Annotated in this window: 13 protein-coding genes; 7 read left to right on the top strand and 6 right to left on the bottom strand. The window is 48.0% G+C overall.

The features are described 5' to 3' along the window. Window positions 1-7: 7 nt before the first annotated feature. Window positions 8-1,060: an AI-2E family transporter gene (locus PKOR_RS12360; protein WP_046311109.1), complete on the bottom strand. Its 1,053-nt coding sequence runs from the start codon at window positions 1,058-1,060 to the stop codon at window positions 8-10. 86 nt (window positions 1,061-1,146) lie between these two features. On the opposite strand from PKOR_RS12360, the gene PKOR_RS12355 reads away from it, so the two are divergent. The 3 genes from PKOR_RS12355 (at window position 1,147) to PKOR_RS12345 (ending at window position 4,181) form a co-directional block, all read left to right on the top strand. Continuing rightward, entirely contained in the window at window positions 1,147-2,445 is a 1,299-nt protein-coding gene (locus PKOR_RS12355; protein ID WP_046311107.1) for a M20/M25/M40 family metallo-hydrolase, read from the top strand. 92 nt (window positions 2,446-2,537) lie between these two features. Next, entirely contained in the window at window positions 2,538-3,101 is a 564-nt protein-coding gene (locus PKOR_RS12350) for a GNAT family N-acetyltransferase (RefSeq protein WP_046311105.1), read from the top strand. A 243-nt stretch (window positions 3,102-3,344) separates the two neighbouring features. Next, window positions 3,345-4,181 carry a CPBP family intramembrane glutamic endopeptidase gene (locus tag PKOR_RS12345; protein WP_052739122.1) on the top strand — a complete coding sequence of 279 codons (837 nt, stop codon included), beginning with the start codon at window positions 3,345-3,347 and terminating at the stop codon, window positions 4,179-4,181. A 182-nt stretch (window positions 4,182-4,363) separates the two neighbouring features. On the opposite strand, the gene PKOR_RS12340 is transcribed toward PKOR_RS12345, so the two are convergent. Further along, window positions 4,364-5,224 carry an endonuclease/exonuclease/phosphatase family protein gene (locus PKOR_RS12340; protein ID WP_052738837.1) on the bottom strand — a complete coding sequence of 287 codons (861 nt, stop codon included), beginning with the start codon at window positions 5,222-5,224 and terminating at the stop codon, window positions 4,364-4,366. 162 nt (window positions 5,225-5,386) lie between these two features. On the opposite strand from PKOR_RS12340, the gene priA reads away from it, so the two are divergent. Continuing rightward, entirely contained in the window at window positions 5,387-7,918 is a 2,532-nt protein-coding gene (gene priA / locus PKOR_RS12335) for a replication restart helicase PriA (protein WP_046311100.1), read from the top strand. Window positions 7,919-8,283: 365 nt separating this feature from the next. On the opposite strand, the gene PKOR_RS12330 is transcribed toward priA, so the two are convergent. From PKOR_RS12330 to PKOR_RS12320, 3 genes are all read right to left on the bottom strand, one after another. Further along, window positions 8,284-8,466 (bottom strand): hypothetical protein, encoded by a 183-nt coding sequence (locus PKOR_RS12330; RefSeq protein ID WP_148561681.1) that lies wholly within the window; start codon window positions 8,464-8,466, stop codon window positions 8,284-8,286. 273 nt (window positions 8,467-8,739) lie between these two features. Then, a complete protein-coding gene (locus tag PKOR_RS12325) occupies window positions 8,740-10,176 on the bottom strand; it encodes an SLC13 family permease (RefSeq protein ID WP_052739121.1) in 1,437 nt (478 codons plus the stop codon). Window positions 10,177-10,267: 91 nt separating this feature from the next. After that, window positions 10,268-10,801: a DinB family protein gene (locus PKOR_RS12320; protein WP_046311097.1), complete on the bottom strand. Its 534-nt coding sequence runs from the start codon at window positions 10,799-10,801 to the stop codon at window positions 10,268-10,270. 387 nt (window positions 10,802-11,188) lie between these two features. On the opposite strand from PKOR_RS12320, the gene PKOR_RS12315 reads away from it, so the two are divergent. The 3 genes from PKOR_RS12315 to PKOR_RS12305 are packed head-to-tail and all read left to right on the top strand — an operon-like array spanning window position 11,189 to window position 12,315. Then, window positions 11,189-11,395 (top strand): hypothetical protein, encoded by a 207-nt coding sequence (locus PKOR_RS12315; RefSeq protein ID WP_046311095.1) that lies wholly within the window; start codon window positions 11,189-11,191, stop codon window positions 11,393-11,395. Window positions 11,396-11,449: 54 nt separating this feature from the next. Beyond that, complete coding sequence (locus tag PKOR_RS12310) at window positions 11,450-11,632, top strand: hypothetical protein (protein ID WP_046311093.1); 183 nt, start codon at window positions 11,450-11,452, stop codon at window positions 11,630-11,632. Then, the gene (locus PKOR_RS12305; RefSeq protein ID WP_046311091.1) at window positions 11,629-12,315 is read left to right on the top strand and encodes a transposase; all 687 of its coding nucleotides are present in this window, start codon (window positions 11,629-11,631) and stop codon (window positions 12,313-12,315) included. The genes PKOR_RS12310 and PKOR_RS12305 overlap by 4 nt, the downstream gene beginning before the upstream one ends. 358 nt (window positions 12,316-12,673) lie before the next feature. Here PKOR_RS12305 and PKOR_RS12300 read toward each other — a convergent pair whose 3' ends face one another. Beyond that, window positions 12,674-15,229, bottom strand: a complete 2,556-nt coding sequence (locus PKOR_RS12300) for a M14 family metallopeptidase (RefSeq protein ID WP_052738836.1) — start codon at window positions 15,227-15,229, stop codon at window positions 12,674-12,676. Between the last annotated feature and the right edge of the window lie 146 nt (window positions 15,230-15,375).

The raw sequence follows: 15,375 nt of genomic DNA, 5'->3' as shown, positions 1-15,375 counted from the left end.
CTTTGCTTTACTTCTCCACCTTTTTTCCACTACCCAAAAGCAACGAAAAAGGCCGCATACTTTCATTCTTATCAGCAATTAGTTTAAATATGGCCAGGAAGGGAATAAACAGAATCATACCTGAAGCACCCCAAAGTATGCCACCTGCTACTATAGCCAATAGAGTGAAGAGCATGTTAACCTGCAGGCGCGCACTGACTGCCCAGGGGAAAATCAGGTTAGCCTCCAGGTATTGTACTACCGCAAATACTGCCACCACTCCAGCTGGGTACCAAAGTGAGTCGTAGGTTATCCAGGCAACCGTCATTGGGAGTATGGCTCCAATGGTTATGCCCACATATGGTATAAAAGTTAGTACAGAAGCCACTACGCCAAAGAAAATCGCATGCGGCACTCCAATAATAAAAAGCCCCAGGCTATTTAAGACGCCCACCACCAGGTATACGATGGCCATACCTTTGATGAAGTTATAGTAGGTGATAATGGTTTCGTGCAGAATCTGCTTGATTTTGCTATGCTCCTGCTGCGGAAAGAAAGAGAACAAGGCCTTGGCCAGTGTCTCACGGGTATAAAGTATAAGGGCCACATAAATGGGAATCAGCACAAAGAGCACCAGCGAAACAGCCGAAGTATATACCACCCCCTGCACCATTTTAAAAGCTGAGGAAGCCACATCAGTAGCCATTGTCTCAAGCCACTCTACCTGCTGGGTCGTATCTACACCGAATCGATGCTCTATATAAGAGCTGATATCACCCCAAGCCGCACCAATTTTCGCCTGTAGCTGAGGCCACTCCTGTCCAAAGCGCAGCACCTGGCGCACCAATAAAAAAACAAGCCCGCCTACTAACACAATCAAAAGCAAAAGGCACAGTAAAATAGCCGCCCAACGTGGTAGACCTTTTTGCTCCAGCCACAAACAAACAGGGTAGAGCACAAAGCTAATGAGCAGGGCAAAGCTCAACGGTATAAACAGTGTGCTCCCGAAGTATAGAATTGCTGAAACGAGTACTACATATTGCAGCAGTCTCAGCCAGTTTATCCCCGTGCTATTGTTCATAGAAATGGTATATTTGTTTTGCAGAGGCATCACCTGCCTGTGCCACCAATATTCTCAATTATTTCTCAAATCCATAGTCATACTTCATGAAACTGAAACTCACCGCGCTGGCTCTTGCCTGCGGATTTGCCACAACAACTTCGGCACAAGAGCTGGGCACCATTACGCAAGACAAAGTTACCCAAATCGTATCCACCCTCAGCGCCGACGACATGGAGGGCCGTGCCTCGTTTACGCCTGGCATAGATAAAGCGGCTAAGTTTATACAAAGCGAATTTCAGCGGATAGGGTTGCAGCCAATTCCAGGTGAAGATGACCTGTTGCAAAGTTTTGGAATGTACCGTGTTGCTCCGGTAGAAAAAGAAGCTAAGCTGAATAAATCAAAAATCCAGCCTGAGCACATCTTTGCCATCACAGATAAAAAAGAACTGGAGTGGAAGCACAAGGGCAAACAAAAGGTGATGAAGATTGGGGAAGATGATGACTTCAGAAATGTACTGAGGGCACTTAAAAACGAGCAGGAGGACGTGCTGGTACTGGTGCACCCGAAACACCAGGAAATATTTGAGCGCTACCAGCACTACATGGGGCAAGGCAGTGTAAAAAAAGAGCTGGGGGATGGCAACAGTAAAGTCTTTATCCTGACCGACCAGCTAAGCCCGAAAAAGTATAGCATTGAGATCGAGAATAAAATTGAGCAACTGCAGCTAACAAATGTTGCAGGCATGATCGAGGGAAAGCGCAAGAATGAGTATGTAGTGTTCTCGGGCCACTATGACCATATTGGTATACAAACACCTGTAGATGGTGACAGCATTGCCAACGGTGCCGACGACGATGCTGCCGGCACAACCGCAATGATGCTGCTGGCTGAATACTACAAGAAGCAAGCGCAACCAGAGCGCACGCTTCTCTTCGTTGCTTTTACGGCAGAGGAAATGGGTGGCTTTGGCTCCAAGCATTTTTCTGAGCAGCTTAACCCTGACCAGATTGTGGCCATGTTCAATATTGAGATGGTAGGCAAACCTTCTAAATTCGGACCCAACAGCGCCTACCTCACCGGCTTTGAGCGTTCTAACCTGGGCCAGTTAATGCAGCAAAGGCTGGAAGGAACCACCTATAGCATCCACCCTGACCCTTACCCAGAGCAAAACCTCTTTTACCGTTCCGACAACGCTACCCTGGCCCGCTTAGGGGTTCCTGCACACACCATCTCCTCGGTGCAGATCGACCAGGACAAGACCTATCACACGGTAAATGATGAGCTGGAGCAGCTAAACATGGAGCACCTGACCAATATGATCAGAGCCATAGCCTTGGCATCGGAGGGCGTAGTAAACGGCGAGGATACACCGACACGAGTGGATAAGTCTCAGGTGAAGTAAAATATTTTAAGCCTCCGGTTATCTGTTAGTTTCTACAGATAACCGGAGGCCTTACTTATACACTATGGTTACCTGTTATTTAAATAAGAAACATGATAACTTATAAGACATCTGAGAACGATACAGAATTAGAAGGAATCTTATCTTTGCAAAAGGCAAATTTGAAAATAGGCTTACCTGAAGGAGAAATAGAAAGCCAGGGTTTTGTAACAGTAGACCATAGCCTGGAAGTATTACAGAGATTCAATCAAATCGAAAAGCATGTAATTGCCAAAGATGGAGAAAAGGTAGTGGGCTATGTCTTGGCGATGACGAAAGAATCAAGGTTTGATATACCAATATTACTTCCCATGTTCGAGGTATTTGACAACATCAAGTTTAGAGGTAAAGTTGTGTCAGCTTACAATTACATGGTTGTAGGACAGGTATGTGTGGATAAGGATTACCGGGGGAAGGGAATATTTGGAGACTGTTATTTGACGTACAAACAACACTACTCCGAAAAATACGATTTTGCAATAACAGAAATAGCAAAATCAAATCTGCGTTCACTCAAAGCCCATAACAGAGTTGGATTTGAAGAAGTACATTCCTATCTAGATCCTGACCAAACTGCATGGAGTATTGTGGTTTGGGATTGGAAAAACAGCAAGTAATAAAGTGTAACAGCTAAACTTGCTGACGCTACACAAGCACATTACAGCCTCTAAATTGATTAAGTATTACATTACCATTAAATCACCTCTGCTAACTATACTCTAACAGTTGTAAAGCACAACTTTACATAGCTGATGCAACCTACATCCTTTGCCACTTAACCTGTCAGGCAACCTTTCTTTATTATGCAGCATCTGTATAATCATATAGGAAATTCCTATACTTCAATAAACAGAATGGTTATGGATAGGTCATTAAGAGTTACTTTGGTTACAGTTGTGGCATTTGGAATACACTTCATTTTCGATGATGTCTACTTTAAAAGTATTAGAGGCTCGATAAATGAAGTTATCGAGCAATTCGGTATAAGCCATATCGTTGCTTATCTCATCGTAGGAATTCCAATATTTGCTGGAACGCTTTTAATTAGCAAAAGGAATAAGTTCTTTCACAATTTGGGCCTAAACAAGAGCTTTTTGCAAGCATTGGTATTTGCTGTAGTCTGTACATTACCAATGTTCATAGGGTTTGCTTTCTTTTTTGATTTTAACCCAGACATAAAGCTAAACACCTTACTGGTTTCTATTCTGGCTGCCGCGTTTTTCGAGGAACTCTACTTTCGTGGCTTCCTATTTGGGCAGCTTTACAAACATACATCTCAAGGCTTTATAGCTTCTGTTTTGTTAGGAGCTCTCCTTTTTGGGCTAATTCACTTGTATCAAAGCAATAATTTCAACGAACTGATCGGCATATTCTTAGTTACTTTTCTAGGCGCAATTTTATTTGCGTGGGTGTACGTAGAGTGGGATTATAATTTGTGGGTGCCCATACTACTTCACTTATTCATGAACTTAGCTTGGGAAGTTTATAGTGCAGGAGATAATGCGCTCGGAGGAGCATACTCAAATGTGTTTAGAACCCTTACCATTGTTTTGATCATTACCACAACCATTTTATATAAAAAGTGGAAAGGAATACCTCTGGAAATAAACAGGAGCACCTTTCTAATGAGAAAGCAGAATATAGCAATAGCCGTAGAAAACAACAGCTTAAGTACTAAATCTAAAGTAACAGGCTAAAACAAGGCTCAGCTTTGCAGTTAACAGCAACTTTGTTTATACCTAAAAACCTGGTACCTTATAAGAAGCTTTATTGTATTAAGGAATGGATTAATCAGCTTATGAAAAACTGACGCATTGCTTACTTGAAACCATCATATTTGATATAAAAAGAAGCTCCTTTTAGGGGAGCCTCTTCTATTTTACTTTTTCTTTACCTCAAACATTACCTCCGCCACTACCGGGAAGTGGTCTGAGGGGAAGAGGCCATTAGCATATGTGTCCGTTAGTATTCCGTAACGCGTAACACTGAAAATGGGGCTAAGCCAGATGTGGTCGATGCGCTCATCTGTTTTTCGGGTTGCCTCAAAACCATTAAAGGTACCGCGGTGGGCATAACGCTTCCCTGCCAAGTGGTAAGCATCTTTTAAATCAGAGGCAGACATAGTTTTATACTTCTCATCATTCTGATCAAAGTTGAAATCGCCGGCAAGTATAATAGGTGCTTTTCCAGCTATATCTTTTACCTTCTGCAGGATCAGTTTCACGCTTTCCTTGCGAGCCTGCTCTCCTCTGTGGTCGAAGTGCACGTTAAAAAGGTAAAACTCCAATCCAGAACCCTGCTCCTTAAACAGTCCCCAGGTACACACACGCGGGAAGTCAGCATCCCAGCCTTTACCAGGTTTATCGGGCGTTTCAGAAAGCCAGAAGTTGCCCTGCTTTAGCAGTTTATACTTGTCTTTCTTGTAAAACACAGCAGCAAACTCTCCTTTCTGCTTGCCATCGTCGCGGCCCACACCAATATAAGCATAGCCGGGCAGTTCCTCGTTTAGCCCCTGCAGCTGATGATGTAGTCCCTCTTGCGTACCAAAAATGTCAAAGTCATGAAACTGCACAAGGTCTGCAATAACGGGCAAGCGTTTACTCCAGGCATTTACCGTGTCGTTTACATTGTCATAGCGGATGTTGTAAGTGGCTATGCGCATGGTGTTTGTTTGGGCAAGGATGGATGTAGTACAAAGCAGCAGCAATAAGCTGGCAAGGTATACAGTTCTGGCTATCATATAGATTCAGTTTTAGTGTCTTCCCTTGTTCTAGCCCTTAAGATAGCGCTTTTAGCCACTCCCACAAAAGCATAGCTTGTCCTTCCCCACTTCCGCCACTCATGACTTCGCACTTTTCGTCTTTTTTTTACGACCTTTGTATTACCTAAAGTATAACCACCCTTGTCTGAGCTACTGAACTTTAATTACCCGCCGGAGCCGGCTACAGATCGCGTTACGCTGTTTGCTGACGTGATTCTGCCCCTGCCCCTGCCCAAGCTGTATACTTATCGCATCCCATATGAGATGAACGATGAAGTATCGGTAGGGGTGCGGGTAATTGTGCAGTTTGGAGCCAAAAAGGTATTGAGCTGTATTGTAGCCGATATCCATGAAAATGCCCCGGCCGATTACCAGGCCAAGTATATTCTGGATGTGCTGGACGATAAACCGATTATTACGGCACCACAGTTAAAGCTCTTTAAATGGATTGCTGATTATTACATGTGCACCCTGGGCGAGGTGATCAACGCCGCGCTGCCTTCCGCGCTCAAGCTCAGCAGCGAGTCCCGGATACAGCTGCACCCGCACTACAACCCTGAAGAAGACGAGATTATATTCGCGCCGCAGGAAGAGAAAATCATTTTTGCGCTGCAGAACAATCAGGCACTTACTTTTACTGAGGTTGGCAACCTGCTCCAGATCAAGAGCTACCACAAGTTCATCAAATCGCTCATCCAGAAAGAGGCTATTATCATTTTTGAACAGGTAAGTGATAAGTTCTCTCCTAAAGTAGTGAAGAAGGTGCGTATTGCCGAGCATTTTGTACAGGAAGAGGGCATGCTGGAAGAGCTTTTTAACCAGCTAACGCCACAGCCTAAACAGCTCGATGTGCTGCTGAACTACCTGCAGTTTGTACCTGTGCACCAAGACATTAATCTGAACTACCGCGGCATCGAAAAAAACGCCTTAACGAACAACCCACACCTGTCAGCCTCCTCCATCAATACCCTTATCAAAAAAGGCGTACTGGAGCAGTTTGACCAGATTGTGTCGCGCTTTCCGATGGAGCATGAGTCGCAGCAGCTGCCTATGGCGCTGTCAGAACATCAGCTGCAGGCCAAGGATGAGATTTTGGGCTTGTTTAAGGAGAAGGAGACGGTGCTGCTGCATGGCGTTACGGGCAGTGGTAAAACCGAGGTATACATCGACCTGATCAAACACGCGTTAGACAGCGGGGGGCAGGTTTTATACTTGCTGCCGGAGATTGCCCTCACGGCTCAGATCGTGACGCGTCTGATGAAAGTTTTTGGCGACAAGTTAGGCATCTATCACTCCAAATTCTCCGATAACGAGCGCGCGGAAGTATGGCAAGGTGTTCTTTCCGGTCGCTTCCAGGTGGTGATCGGTGTTCGTTCATCCATTTTCCTGCCTTTCCACGACCTGTCGCTTGTGATTGTAGATGAGGAGCATGAGCCAAGCTATAAGCAGTACGACCCGGCACCACGCTACAACGCCCGTGAAACAGCGCTCATGATGGCGCACCTGCAGGGTGCTAAAACCTTACTGGGCTCAGCCACGCCATCTATAGAAAGCTACTACAACTGCAAAACAGGCCGTTGGGGCTTGGTAAATATGACCAAGCGTTTCGGCGAAGCTAAATTGCCAGAAATTGAGCTGGTGGACACCCGCCGCGAGCAACAGCGTAAAAATATGCACAGCCACTTTTCGGCTAAGCTACTAAATGACATTGAAGAGCGACTGAAGCGACATGAGCAGGTGATCCTGTTCCAGAACCGTCGTGGCTATGCTCCTTTTATCTCCTGCGACGAGTGCTCCTGGATACCTAAGTGCAAGTTCTGCGCTGTTAGCCTCTCCTACCATAAGTTTAACAACGAACTGCGCTGCCACTATTGTGGTTACCATGAGCGCATGCCCCACGACTGCCCCGCCTGCGGTGCCACTACCCTCCGAAGTATGGGTTTCGGTACCGAGAAGGTAGAAGATGAGCTTAAACTACTTCTGCCTGAGGCTGAGGTGCAGAGAATGGACCTGGACACTACTAAAAAGAAGAACAGCTATCAGCAGATCATTTCTGACTTTGAGAGCGGCCGCACCAATGTATTGGTGGGAACACAAATGGTAACCAAAGGCCTCGACTTTGAAAATGTGAGTCTGGTGGGTATACTCAATGCCGATACTATTATCAACTTCCCCGACTTTAGGGCACATGAGCGGGCTTACCAATTGTTTGTGCAGGTAAGCGGGCGCGCTGGCCGCAAAGGTAAGCCAGGCTCTGTGATCATCCAGACCCGCGACCCGCTGCAGCCCATCTTCAACAAGGTACGCAGCAATGATTACCAGACACTGTACGAGCACGAGATTGAGGAGCGCATGCGCTTTGGTTATCCGCCGTTCACGCGTATGATTCGCGTTACCGTAAAGCATGTTGACGACAAAACGGCTGAGAATGCCGCCATTGTGCTGGCCAAGGACTTAACCGATAGGCTGGGCAAACAGCAGGTACTAGGACCGGAAGTACCTTACATTTTTAAGATTAGGAACCTGTTCCTGCAGGAGATCCATATAAAGTTACCACGCGAGACAACCAACCTGAAATCTGCTAAGGGCCAGATAGCACAAGCCATCTTCAACCTGAAGTTGCTGGCTGACTTCAAAGGTGTAAGAATAGTAGCTGACGTGGATCCAATGTAAGTGCTGGCTACAAAACTCAGGACAGCACCAAGAGCTATAGATGTAAAACAGTGAGGGCTCTGGAGCATTATGGGTGAGGCACCATGTACTGCCAAACGATCAAGGCAAAGCAGGCTCCAGAAAGTGTTATCGCCTCCAACTGTGGTAGGACAATAAAAGCGCCTGTTTGTGGCTGCTTTCTAAGTACGATTTTGTTTACGCGACTCTGAAACCAAAAAAAAATATTTTTTTTCGGTACAATCATAACCTTCTGCAAACCACTCGCGTAAATATAGATACCTTTGGCTAAAAGTTGAGAACCTGAAAGTCTGATCGTTCAGAAGGAACAATGTAGACTTTCAGGTTTTTTCTTTTTATACCTGTCCCTATTCCGGGCTATCTTTCCGGAAAATAATGAACAAATAAATTGTACCGAAAATCAGGAAAACGACCAGCAGAATTACATCCATGGTTGAGTATTCTCCTGAATAAACTCTATAGGCGTTAAGCGCTGCAAACACAAAGCATGCGATAGCCATTATAATGCGGTAAGTTCTGCGGTTCTGCATGAGCCAGGAATATGATTGAATAAAATAGAAGTATGAAGCAGGCTTGTACTTATCCAGAAACAAAAACAGGTTAGTTCATACTAATTACAGTAAAACTGTGAAATAAAGCATATAAGAGTGCCTGTGGCAATATATCCCCAACCAGCACCTAGCTAATTCCTGCAGATCTGCCAAAGCATACTCCAGTAAAGTACTATCTAATATAAGCAAAGCTTAAAATAATAAAAAGCGCAGCGAAGGTAAGTATTTCCTGTGGATAAACTAGAAAGTGTTTTACAGCTGCATGTAAAGCAACACCAGGGTAGTAATGAGCAATGTAGCCACCAGATTGAGAAGGAAACCTATTCGCACCATCTGGCTTATTGGCACTTGTTTGCTACCATAAACAATAGCGTTAGGTGGCGTGGCCACTGGCAGCATAAAAGCCATACTACAGGCCACCACTACTCCCAAAACCGGATAAAGAACCGGTAAGTTCAACCCCTGCAGCACACCAATGATAATGGGTACAAAGGTGATGGCAATAGCCGTATTGGAGCTGATTTCTGTTAGCATTAGCACCAGGAACACCAGAACCAGCACCAACAGTGCCTGTTGGTTTGGGTCTACAAAAGTAGTGATGTTTCGCCCGATCATGTCGGCAAGGCCAGAACTTACTACCAACTGCCCCAGCGCCATACCGCCACCAAAAAGCAGGATAGTATCCCAGTCTATCTTTACCAGGTCCTCTGCCGTTAGCGTTCCCCTACCCTGGTTCTCCTGCCCCGGCGGGATTAGGAATAAAAGCAGCGCCGCCAGCACAGCTACCGTACTCTCGGCAAAATAGGTGCTCATAAACGTATAAGCCTCCTCCATACCCAGCAGGTTAAGCACGCCCGGTGACAGCCAGAGTACTACAGCAATAACAAAAACGCCCATTGTCACCAACTCTCCCATTCGCAGCTTTTCCTTCTGACGCTGATGCTCGGCTACATATGCTTGCACTGACTGCCTGTTATAGCCACACTTGTTCAGGAAGTAGCGCATGTACAGCAGCATAAGGCCATACATACTTAAAGACATCGGCAGGGCTAGGTACATCCACTGCAGGAAATCAAGCCGGATGCCCTGTTGCGCCAGGTAATTTACCCCAATCAGGTTTGGAGGTGAGCCAATGATGGTGCTCACCCCTCCGATGGAAGCACTGTAGGCTATGCCCAGGAGGAAATATATTGCAGGTCCTCTGCCCTGTTCGGCAGACAAGAGTTGCGTTACACCTATTATGAGCGGTAGCAGCATGGCTACTGTAACCGAATTGCTCACCCACATAGAGAGCAGGAAGGAGATACTGGAGAAGCCAAGAAATAGGCGAAACAGACTCTGCTGAAAAAACGGCCGTGAAAGTATAAAAAGGGCAATGCGTTTATCTAGGCCATGCCGTGTCATGGAGCGGGCCAACAGGAAACTGCCTATAAACAGCAGGATGATGGGATGCCCCAGGTTCTGAAAGGCTGTATTGATCTCGGCTACGCCAAAAATAACAGCTATGAGCACTCCCAAAAAGGCTGTCATGGAGAGCGGGATAACCTCCGTCATCCAGAACACCAGGCAAAAAGACATGATGGTAGCCACCAAACGTGCCTGATACTCCAGAGCAGGCGTTAGTATCCAGACAAGCAGTGCCAGCAAAGGCGCTACGATCATTCCTATATTTCTTCGGGTAAAATGCATAGCTGTTACTTGGTAATCTTTAAGTGCAGGATAAGCCGCAATCCTAAAGATAGGCAAGTACAGCAAGCATAACAAGGTTGCTATATAGGGTTTAGCCCTTCAGGTAACGCTCTCGTATGATTTTCTGGTGGTGTACCTCGTGACCGAGTATGACATAACCTAGCGCACGTACGCTAACTTCCTGCCCACTGGCTACACCCCTCTGCTGCAGCGCCTCATCATCAAAGCTTTTGAATAGCTCAATAGTAGAAGTGCGCAGAGAAGTATATTCAGCTACAATTGAGTTGATATCGCGGGAATCAGCCTTGGATACTTTGGCATACTGGTTCTCATCAAAGCCCGGTAGTTCCGTTTTATCCTGGCGTGCAAATCGGAGTGCCCTGTAAGAGAAGATACGCTCCGCATCAATCAAGTGCACCATCAGTTCTTTGATACTCCACTTGCCTTCCGCATAACGGAAATGCAGCTGCTCCTCCGTCAGCCCCTGCACTAGTCCGGTAATGTAAACATAGCTGGCAGTTAGTCCCTCAATCAGGTTCTCTGTTTTGGCCTGCTGCACATAGTTGCCCATGTAGCCGCTGAATTCTTCTGGTGCTGGTGGCGTAATTATCAGTTGCGTTTGCATACGTTTGGCATCTATTAAGTGTAGATGCTGTGCAAGTTAAGCATTTATACTATATTGTTATAGTAGGGATAGGTAGTGCTTGTTTAAGCTTTACTTTTCCGGCTATACTTTGTGCTGCTAATTCAGCCTTACCCTCTTATGCTGTAGTTTTCAGCTGGCTAGGAGTACAGAGGCAAGTATAGACTTTGATTTATACTGCTTCCCGTAATTTGAGGCTGGCTATACTTTCTAGCCTAAGTTCATCCACGGCCTCATAACCTGCTCGTTTCACATCTGGCTTTGGTGCGCTCAAGCCCGCGAGGGCTCGTCCTGGGGGTAGGGGCCACTACTGTTCGAAACCTTTTTAGGTACGTATTCTATAGCGGGTATGTATAGAAGGAGGCAGAGATGAAGGCAAAGGATTTACTGGCGTTTATCCCGGAAGGCGACCTGGCGTTTTTGGCGGCCCAGACGCAGGTGGACCATCAGGTCAAGAAGCTCAGCGGCCGGGTGATGTTCCAGCTGCTACTGCTCTCGCTGCTGGATGGGGGCAGGGCGAGCCTCGAGCGTCATGGAGGAACTCTACTCCTCGCTGCGCTTCCGCACCCTGGCTGATCTGGAGCAGGGCAGACCACGCGCCATAACTCCATCCGGGACCGGATCGTGACCATGCGCGTGGAGTACTTCCGGGCCATCTTCGAGCTGCTCTTTGAGCGCTTTAACCGCCACCTGGGTCAGGAGCGGGCGCTGGTGCGCTACGACTCGACGCTGATCGCCGTCTCAGCCCGGCTGGTGGACTGGAGCATGCGCACGCGCAGCGGCACTGCCAGCTCAAGTGCACGCTGGCCATGAAAGGCAGCCTGCCCTGCCAGGTGCGCGTGTTCACCAACCGGGAGGCCCTGAGCGAGGACTGCGCCCTGCCCGAGACGATCCTCTCCGAGGAGATCTCCCGCCCGGGTATCGTGGTCTTTGACCGGGGCGTGCAGTCGAAGCGGGCCCTGGCACAGCTCGACGAGCAGGGCCGAGTCTTTGTCACGCGCTGCAAGGTGGGCTCCCACTACCGGGAACAGGAGCCCCTGGCAGTGGGCGCCCAGCCGCAAGGGGCCACCGTCACCGTCCTGAGCGATGCCTGGGTCTGCTTCCGGGAGCGGGGCGCCCACTACGCGGGCAGGCCGCTGCGGCTGGTCAAGGTCCGGGCCTCGGGGGAAGAGATCTGGTTTGTCACCAGCATCACCTGGCTGGAGGCCTACCAGGTGGCGGCCATCTACCAGGAGCGCTGGCAGATCGAGGGGCTCATCAAGTTCCTAAAGCAGCACCTGCAGCCCGGGCACCTGGTCACCCGGGAGATGAACGGCATCCAGGTCATGCGCTGCATGACTCTGATCGTGGCCCTGCTGCTCATCGTCTACCGCAAGCTCGACAGCGACCGGCGCGCCAAGATGCGTTTCGCCCAGGAGCTGGACACAGAAATAGTCCGGCAAATCGTGCTGTTCTGCGGCGGAGACCCTGCTAAAATGGAGAATTTGGTCACATGAGCAGGTTTCGAACAGTAGTGGGTAGGGGCCCTCGATAAGGGCATCGCGCGGTGTGCCTGAAGCTGCTCCTCGCTCCGCTGCGGGATGCCCTTAACGGGCATCGCAACATGCACAAGGTGCTCAACCCAAGGACTGGAATCAGGTTCGCTAACCCCTGCCTTTGCTACTCCTCCTCCTTTGAAGGGGGCGTAAGGGGATGTTGCGATGCCCGTTCTCGGAGGGGTTAGGGGTGGGTTTACCAGTATTATATAACAGGCTACAGCCTAGTTTTTCCAAACGCACTGCAGATCCTGCCGTTTCAAATAAAAAATCCCCTGCTCTACTATAGAACAGGGGATTTTTTATACTTTAAGTTGTGCTACTGCCCTACAACAAAAACAGCGTTTCCGAAGAGTAGCTTACCTCCCTGCCAGAAACCACGGAAGAGCGGGTTGTCTGCTAGGTAAACTACTTGTCCTCTGCCCATCTCTTGTGCACCGAGTATAAGAGCATCCTGCAGTTTCTGCTTGGCTCCCTGGCCCACATAACCAGCGGCGTGGTTGTTTTTCTTCAGTACACCTACGTTCCACCCATCTTCCATAAAGCTAAAGGTGTTGGCAGAACGGATAAGAGCAAAGTAGTTGTCGCCATAGCCAAAAGCTAGCGGATGAGTCTTGTCCAGGTCTACACGGTAGATACTACCTTGCACCTCTCCTTCCAGGGCCTCTCTCTCACGCTCAGCGTAAGTGCGCAGGTTTTCATAAGGGTTCTTGCTCTTTTTATCAGCTTCCTTCTCCTCACGCTCTTCACTTTTTTTCTTCAACTCAAAACCTTTCTTACCAGCCAGGAAACCTGCTGCGCTCTCCATGGCAATCAGCCTGCCACCACCGCGTACCCACTCCTGCACTTTTTCAAGTGTTTTGTCGTCCAACACTTTGCTGTAGGAGCCTGTTGGTAGAATCAGTACGTCAAATTCCTGTAGCGGCACCTGGCTGAAGTATGAAGTGTTCAGCACCGTGATCGGGTAATTTATCTGCTGCTCAAAGAAGTGCCACACTTCCCCGAATCCATAAGGCGAAACACCCTCCCCGGTCATCACGGCTACTTTAGGCATGTTAAGGAAACGAACATTACCAGAGCCAAAGTCAGCGCCGCTGCTCACAAAACCGGTATTGGTGGCAGCAAGTGCTATGTTCTGTTTTTGCGCTAACTCACGTACAGTGGTATCAAACTTATCGCCCAAACGCTCATTGCCAGTACGGGTAATGATAAGCGTGCCTACTTCATACCTTGAGCCGTTTATTTCGAAAGGCCGCTCTGCCATGCGCACTTTTACATTTTGCTGCATCAACTGTGTCATAAACTTCAGGTCCAGCAGGTTTGTCCAGCGGGCCAGGTAAGCATAAGGCTTTTCGATGCTGATCTGTGCAGGAGCCGGGGCTGCTGGCTTTGAGTTGCTCACATCTACTCTGCCTGGCACCGCATAGGCCTGCACACCGTAAGCATAAGGAAGTGACCAGGAGGTAATATCATATGTGAGGGAGTCTTCCAGCGCAGATTTTGGTTCGAACAACACCTTCACCAGCACAGACTTTGGCTGGTACATGCTGATAACAACATCCTGAGGAGACAGCCTTACGCTTTCTGTTTTGCCATTGCTGTAGTTGTAGCCCCGCAGAGATCCGCTCTTACCAGCATATCCATACTGTATCCCTTGCTGCTCCAGGTAATCTGTTAGCATCTTCAGGTTACCAGCACTGGTGGCAGTATGCTTTATTACGTAAGATTTATACTCCCCTTCCGGATTACGCAGGCTATTGCTATAGTACTTGCTAAACTCCTGCTTTAATTGATCAGCTTTTTCAGAAGTAGCTTTAATGGTAGCCTCGCTTGCGGCTACGTGGTGCGCAATACGGTCTGCCAATGTCAGGGTGTCGCCATCTGATTTCTTGTAAGCTAGGCCCGCACGGCCTGATCCTCCTTGCTCATAAGTCATACCAATGGCACCGTTATAGGTCGGCCATGTGTCGCCGTAACTTGGATAAAATAGGTCGAAGCTTTCGCGTGTAAAGTATAGCCAGTTATTTTTATCGAAGTATTCGCGATTATAATCGCCTATGATATTCTGGAACTGACGCTGCCAAGGTGTTATGCTCTCGTGGAATGGTCTGGCAGCCGGCGAGAAGTAATAAGGCGACTCAGCACCCATTTCGTGAAAGTCGGCGTGTACCTGTGGCAACCAGTTATTGTAAACCTGTAGCCTCTGCTTCGACTCCACCTGCGTTTGCCATGCCCAGTCGCGGTTCAGGTCAAAATAGTAGTGGTTTGGTCTGCCTCCTGGCCATGGCTCCCAATGCTCCCATGCATAAGGCGAGGCATTGCCTCCGCGGTTGGAAGCCTGTTTGTACCACTGTACATAGCGCTCGCGGCCGTCGGGGTTTACCATGGGGTCCAGAATGACGACGGTGTTTTGCAGCCACTGACGGCTTTGTGCATTGTCTGGGTTCACCAAATCATACATCACCTGCATTACCGATTCCGAACTAACCGATTCATTGCCGTGCACATTGTAGCTCATCCACACAATGGCAGGCTGATCCCCCTGCACCTGCCCACTTTGTAGCTTCGCCTGTCGCAGGTTATTCTCCCGAATTTGCTCCAGGCGCGACAGATTTTCGTCAGAGGCCACAAAGGCTAGCACCAATGGACGGTTCTCGTAGGTGCGCCCGTACTCTTCCACTTTCATGCGGTTGGGAGCTTGTGCAGCTAAATAGTGAACATAATCCAAGATGCGGTTTTGTGTGGTAAACTGCTCGCCTAACTCATAACCCAGGAACTGGGCTGGTGTCTGCAATTTCTGCTGAGCCAAGGCTACCTGCATGCTCAAAAGCACAAGGCACAAAGCTGCGAAACGCTTTAGCGTATTTATTATCATCTTCTTTTCTGAATAAGAACTTTGGTGGAGTCTTTAATAACAGACAATCTGCGCAAAAACAGTGAATATGGCAAATGAGCTTACTATGTAGAGCTTTTCATACCCTTCAAAGGTTTCTTAATTTTCTATTAATTAGGTAAAAGATG

Source organism: Pontibacter korlensis (assembly GCF_000973725.1).
Classification (GTDB): Bacteria; Bacteroidota; Bacteroidia; order Cytophagales; family Hymenobacteraceae; genus Pontibacter; species Pontibacter korlensis.
Note: the sequence above shows the minus strand (reverse complement) of the source record. Positions and strands in the feature narration are given on the sequence as shown.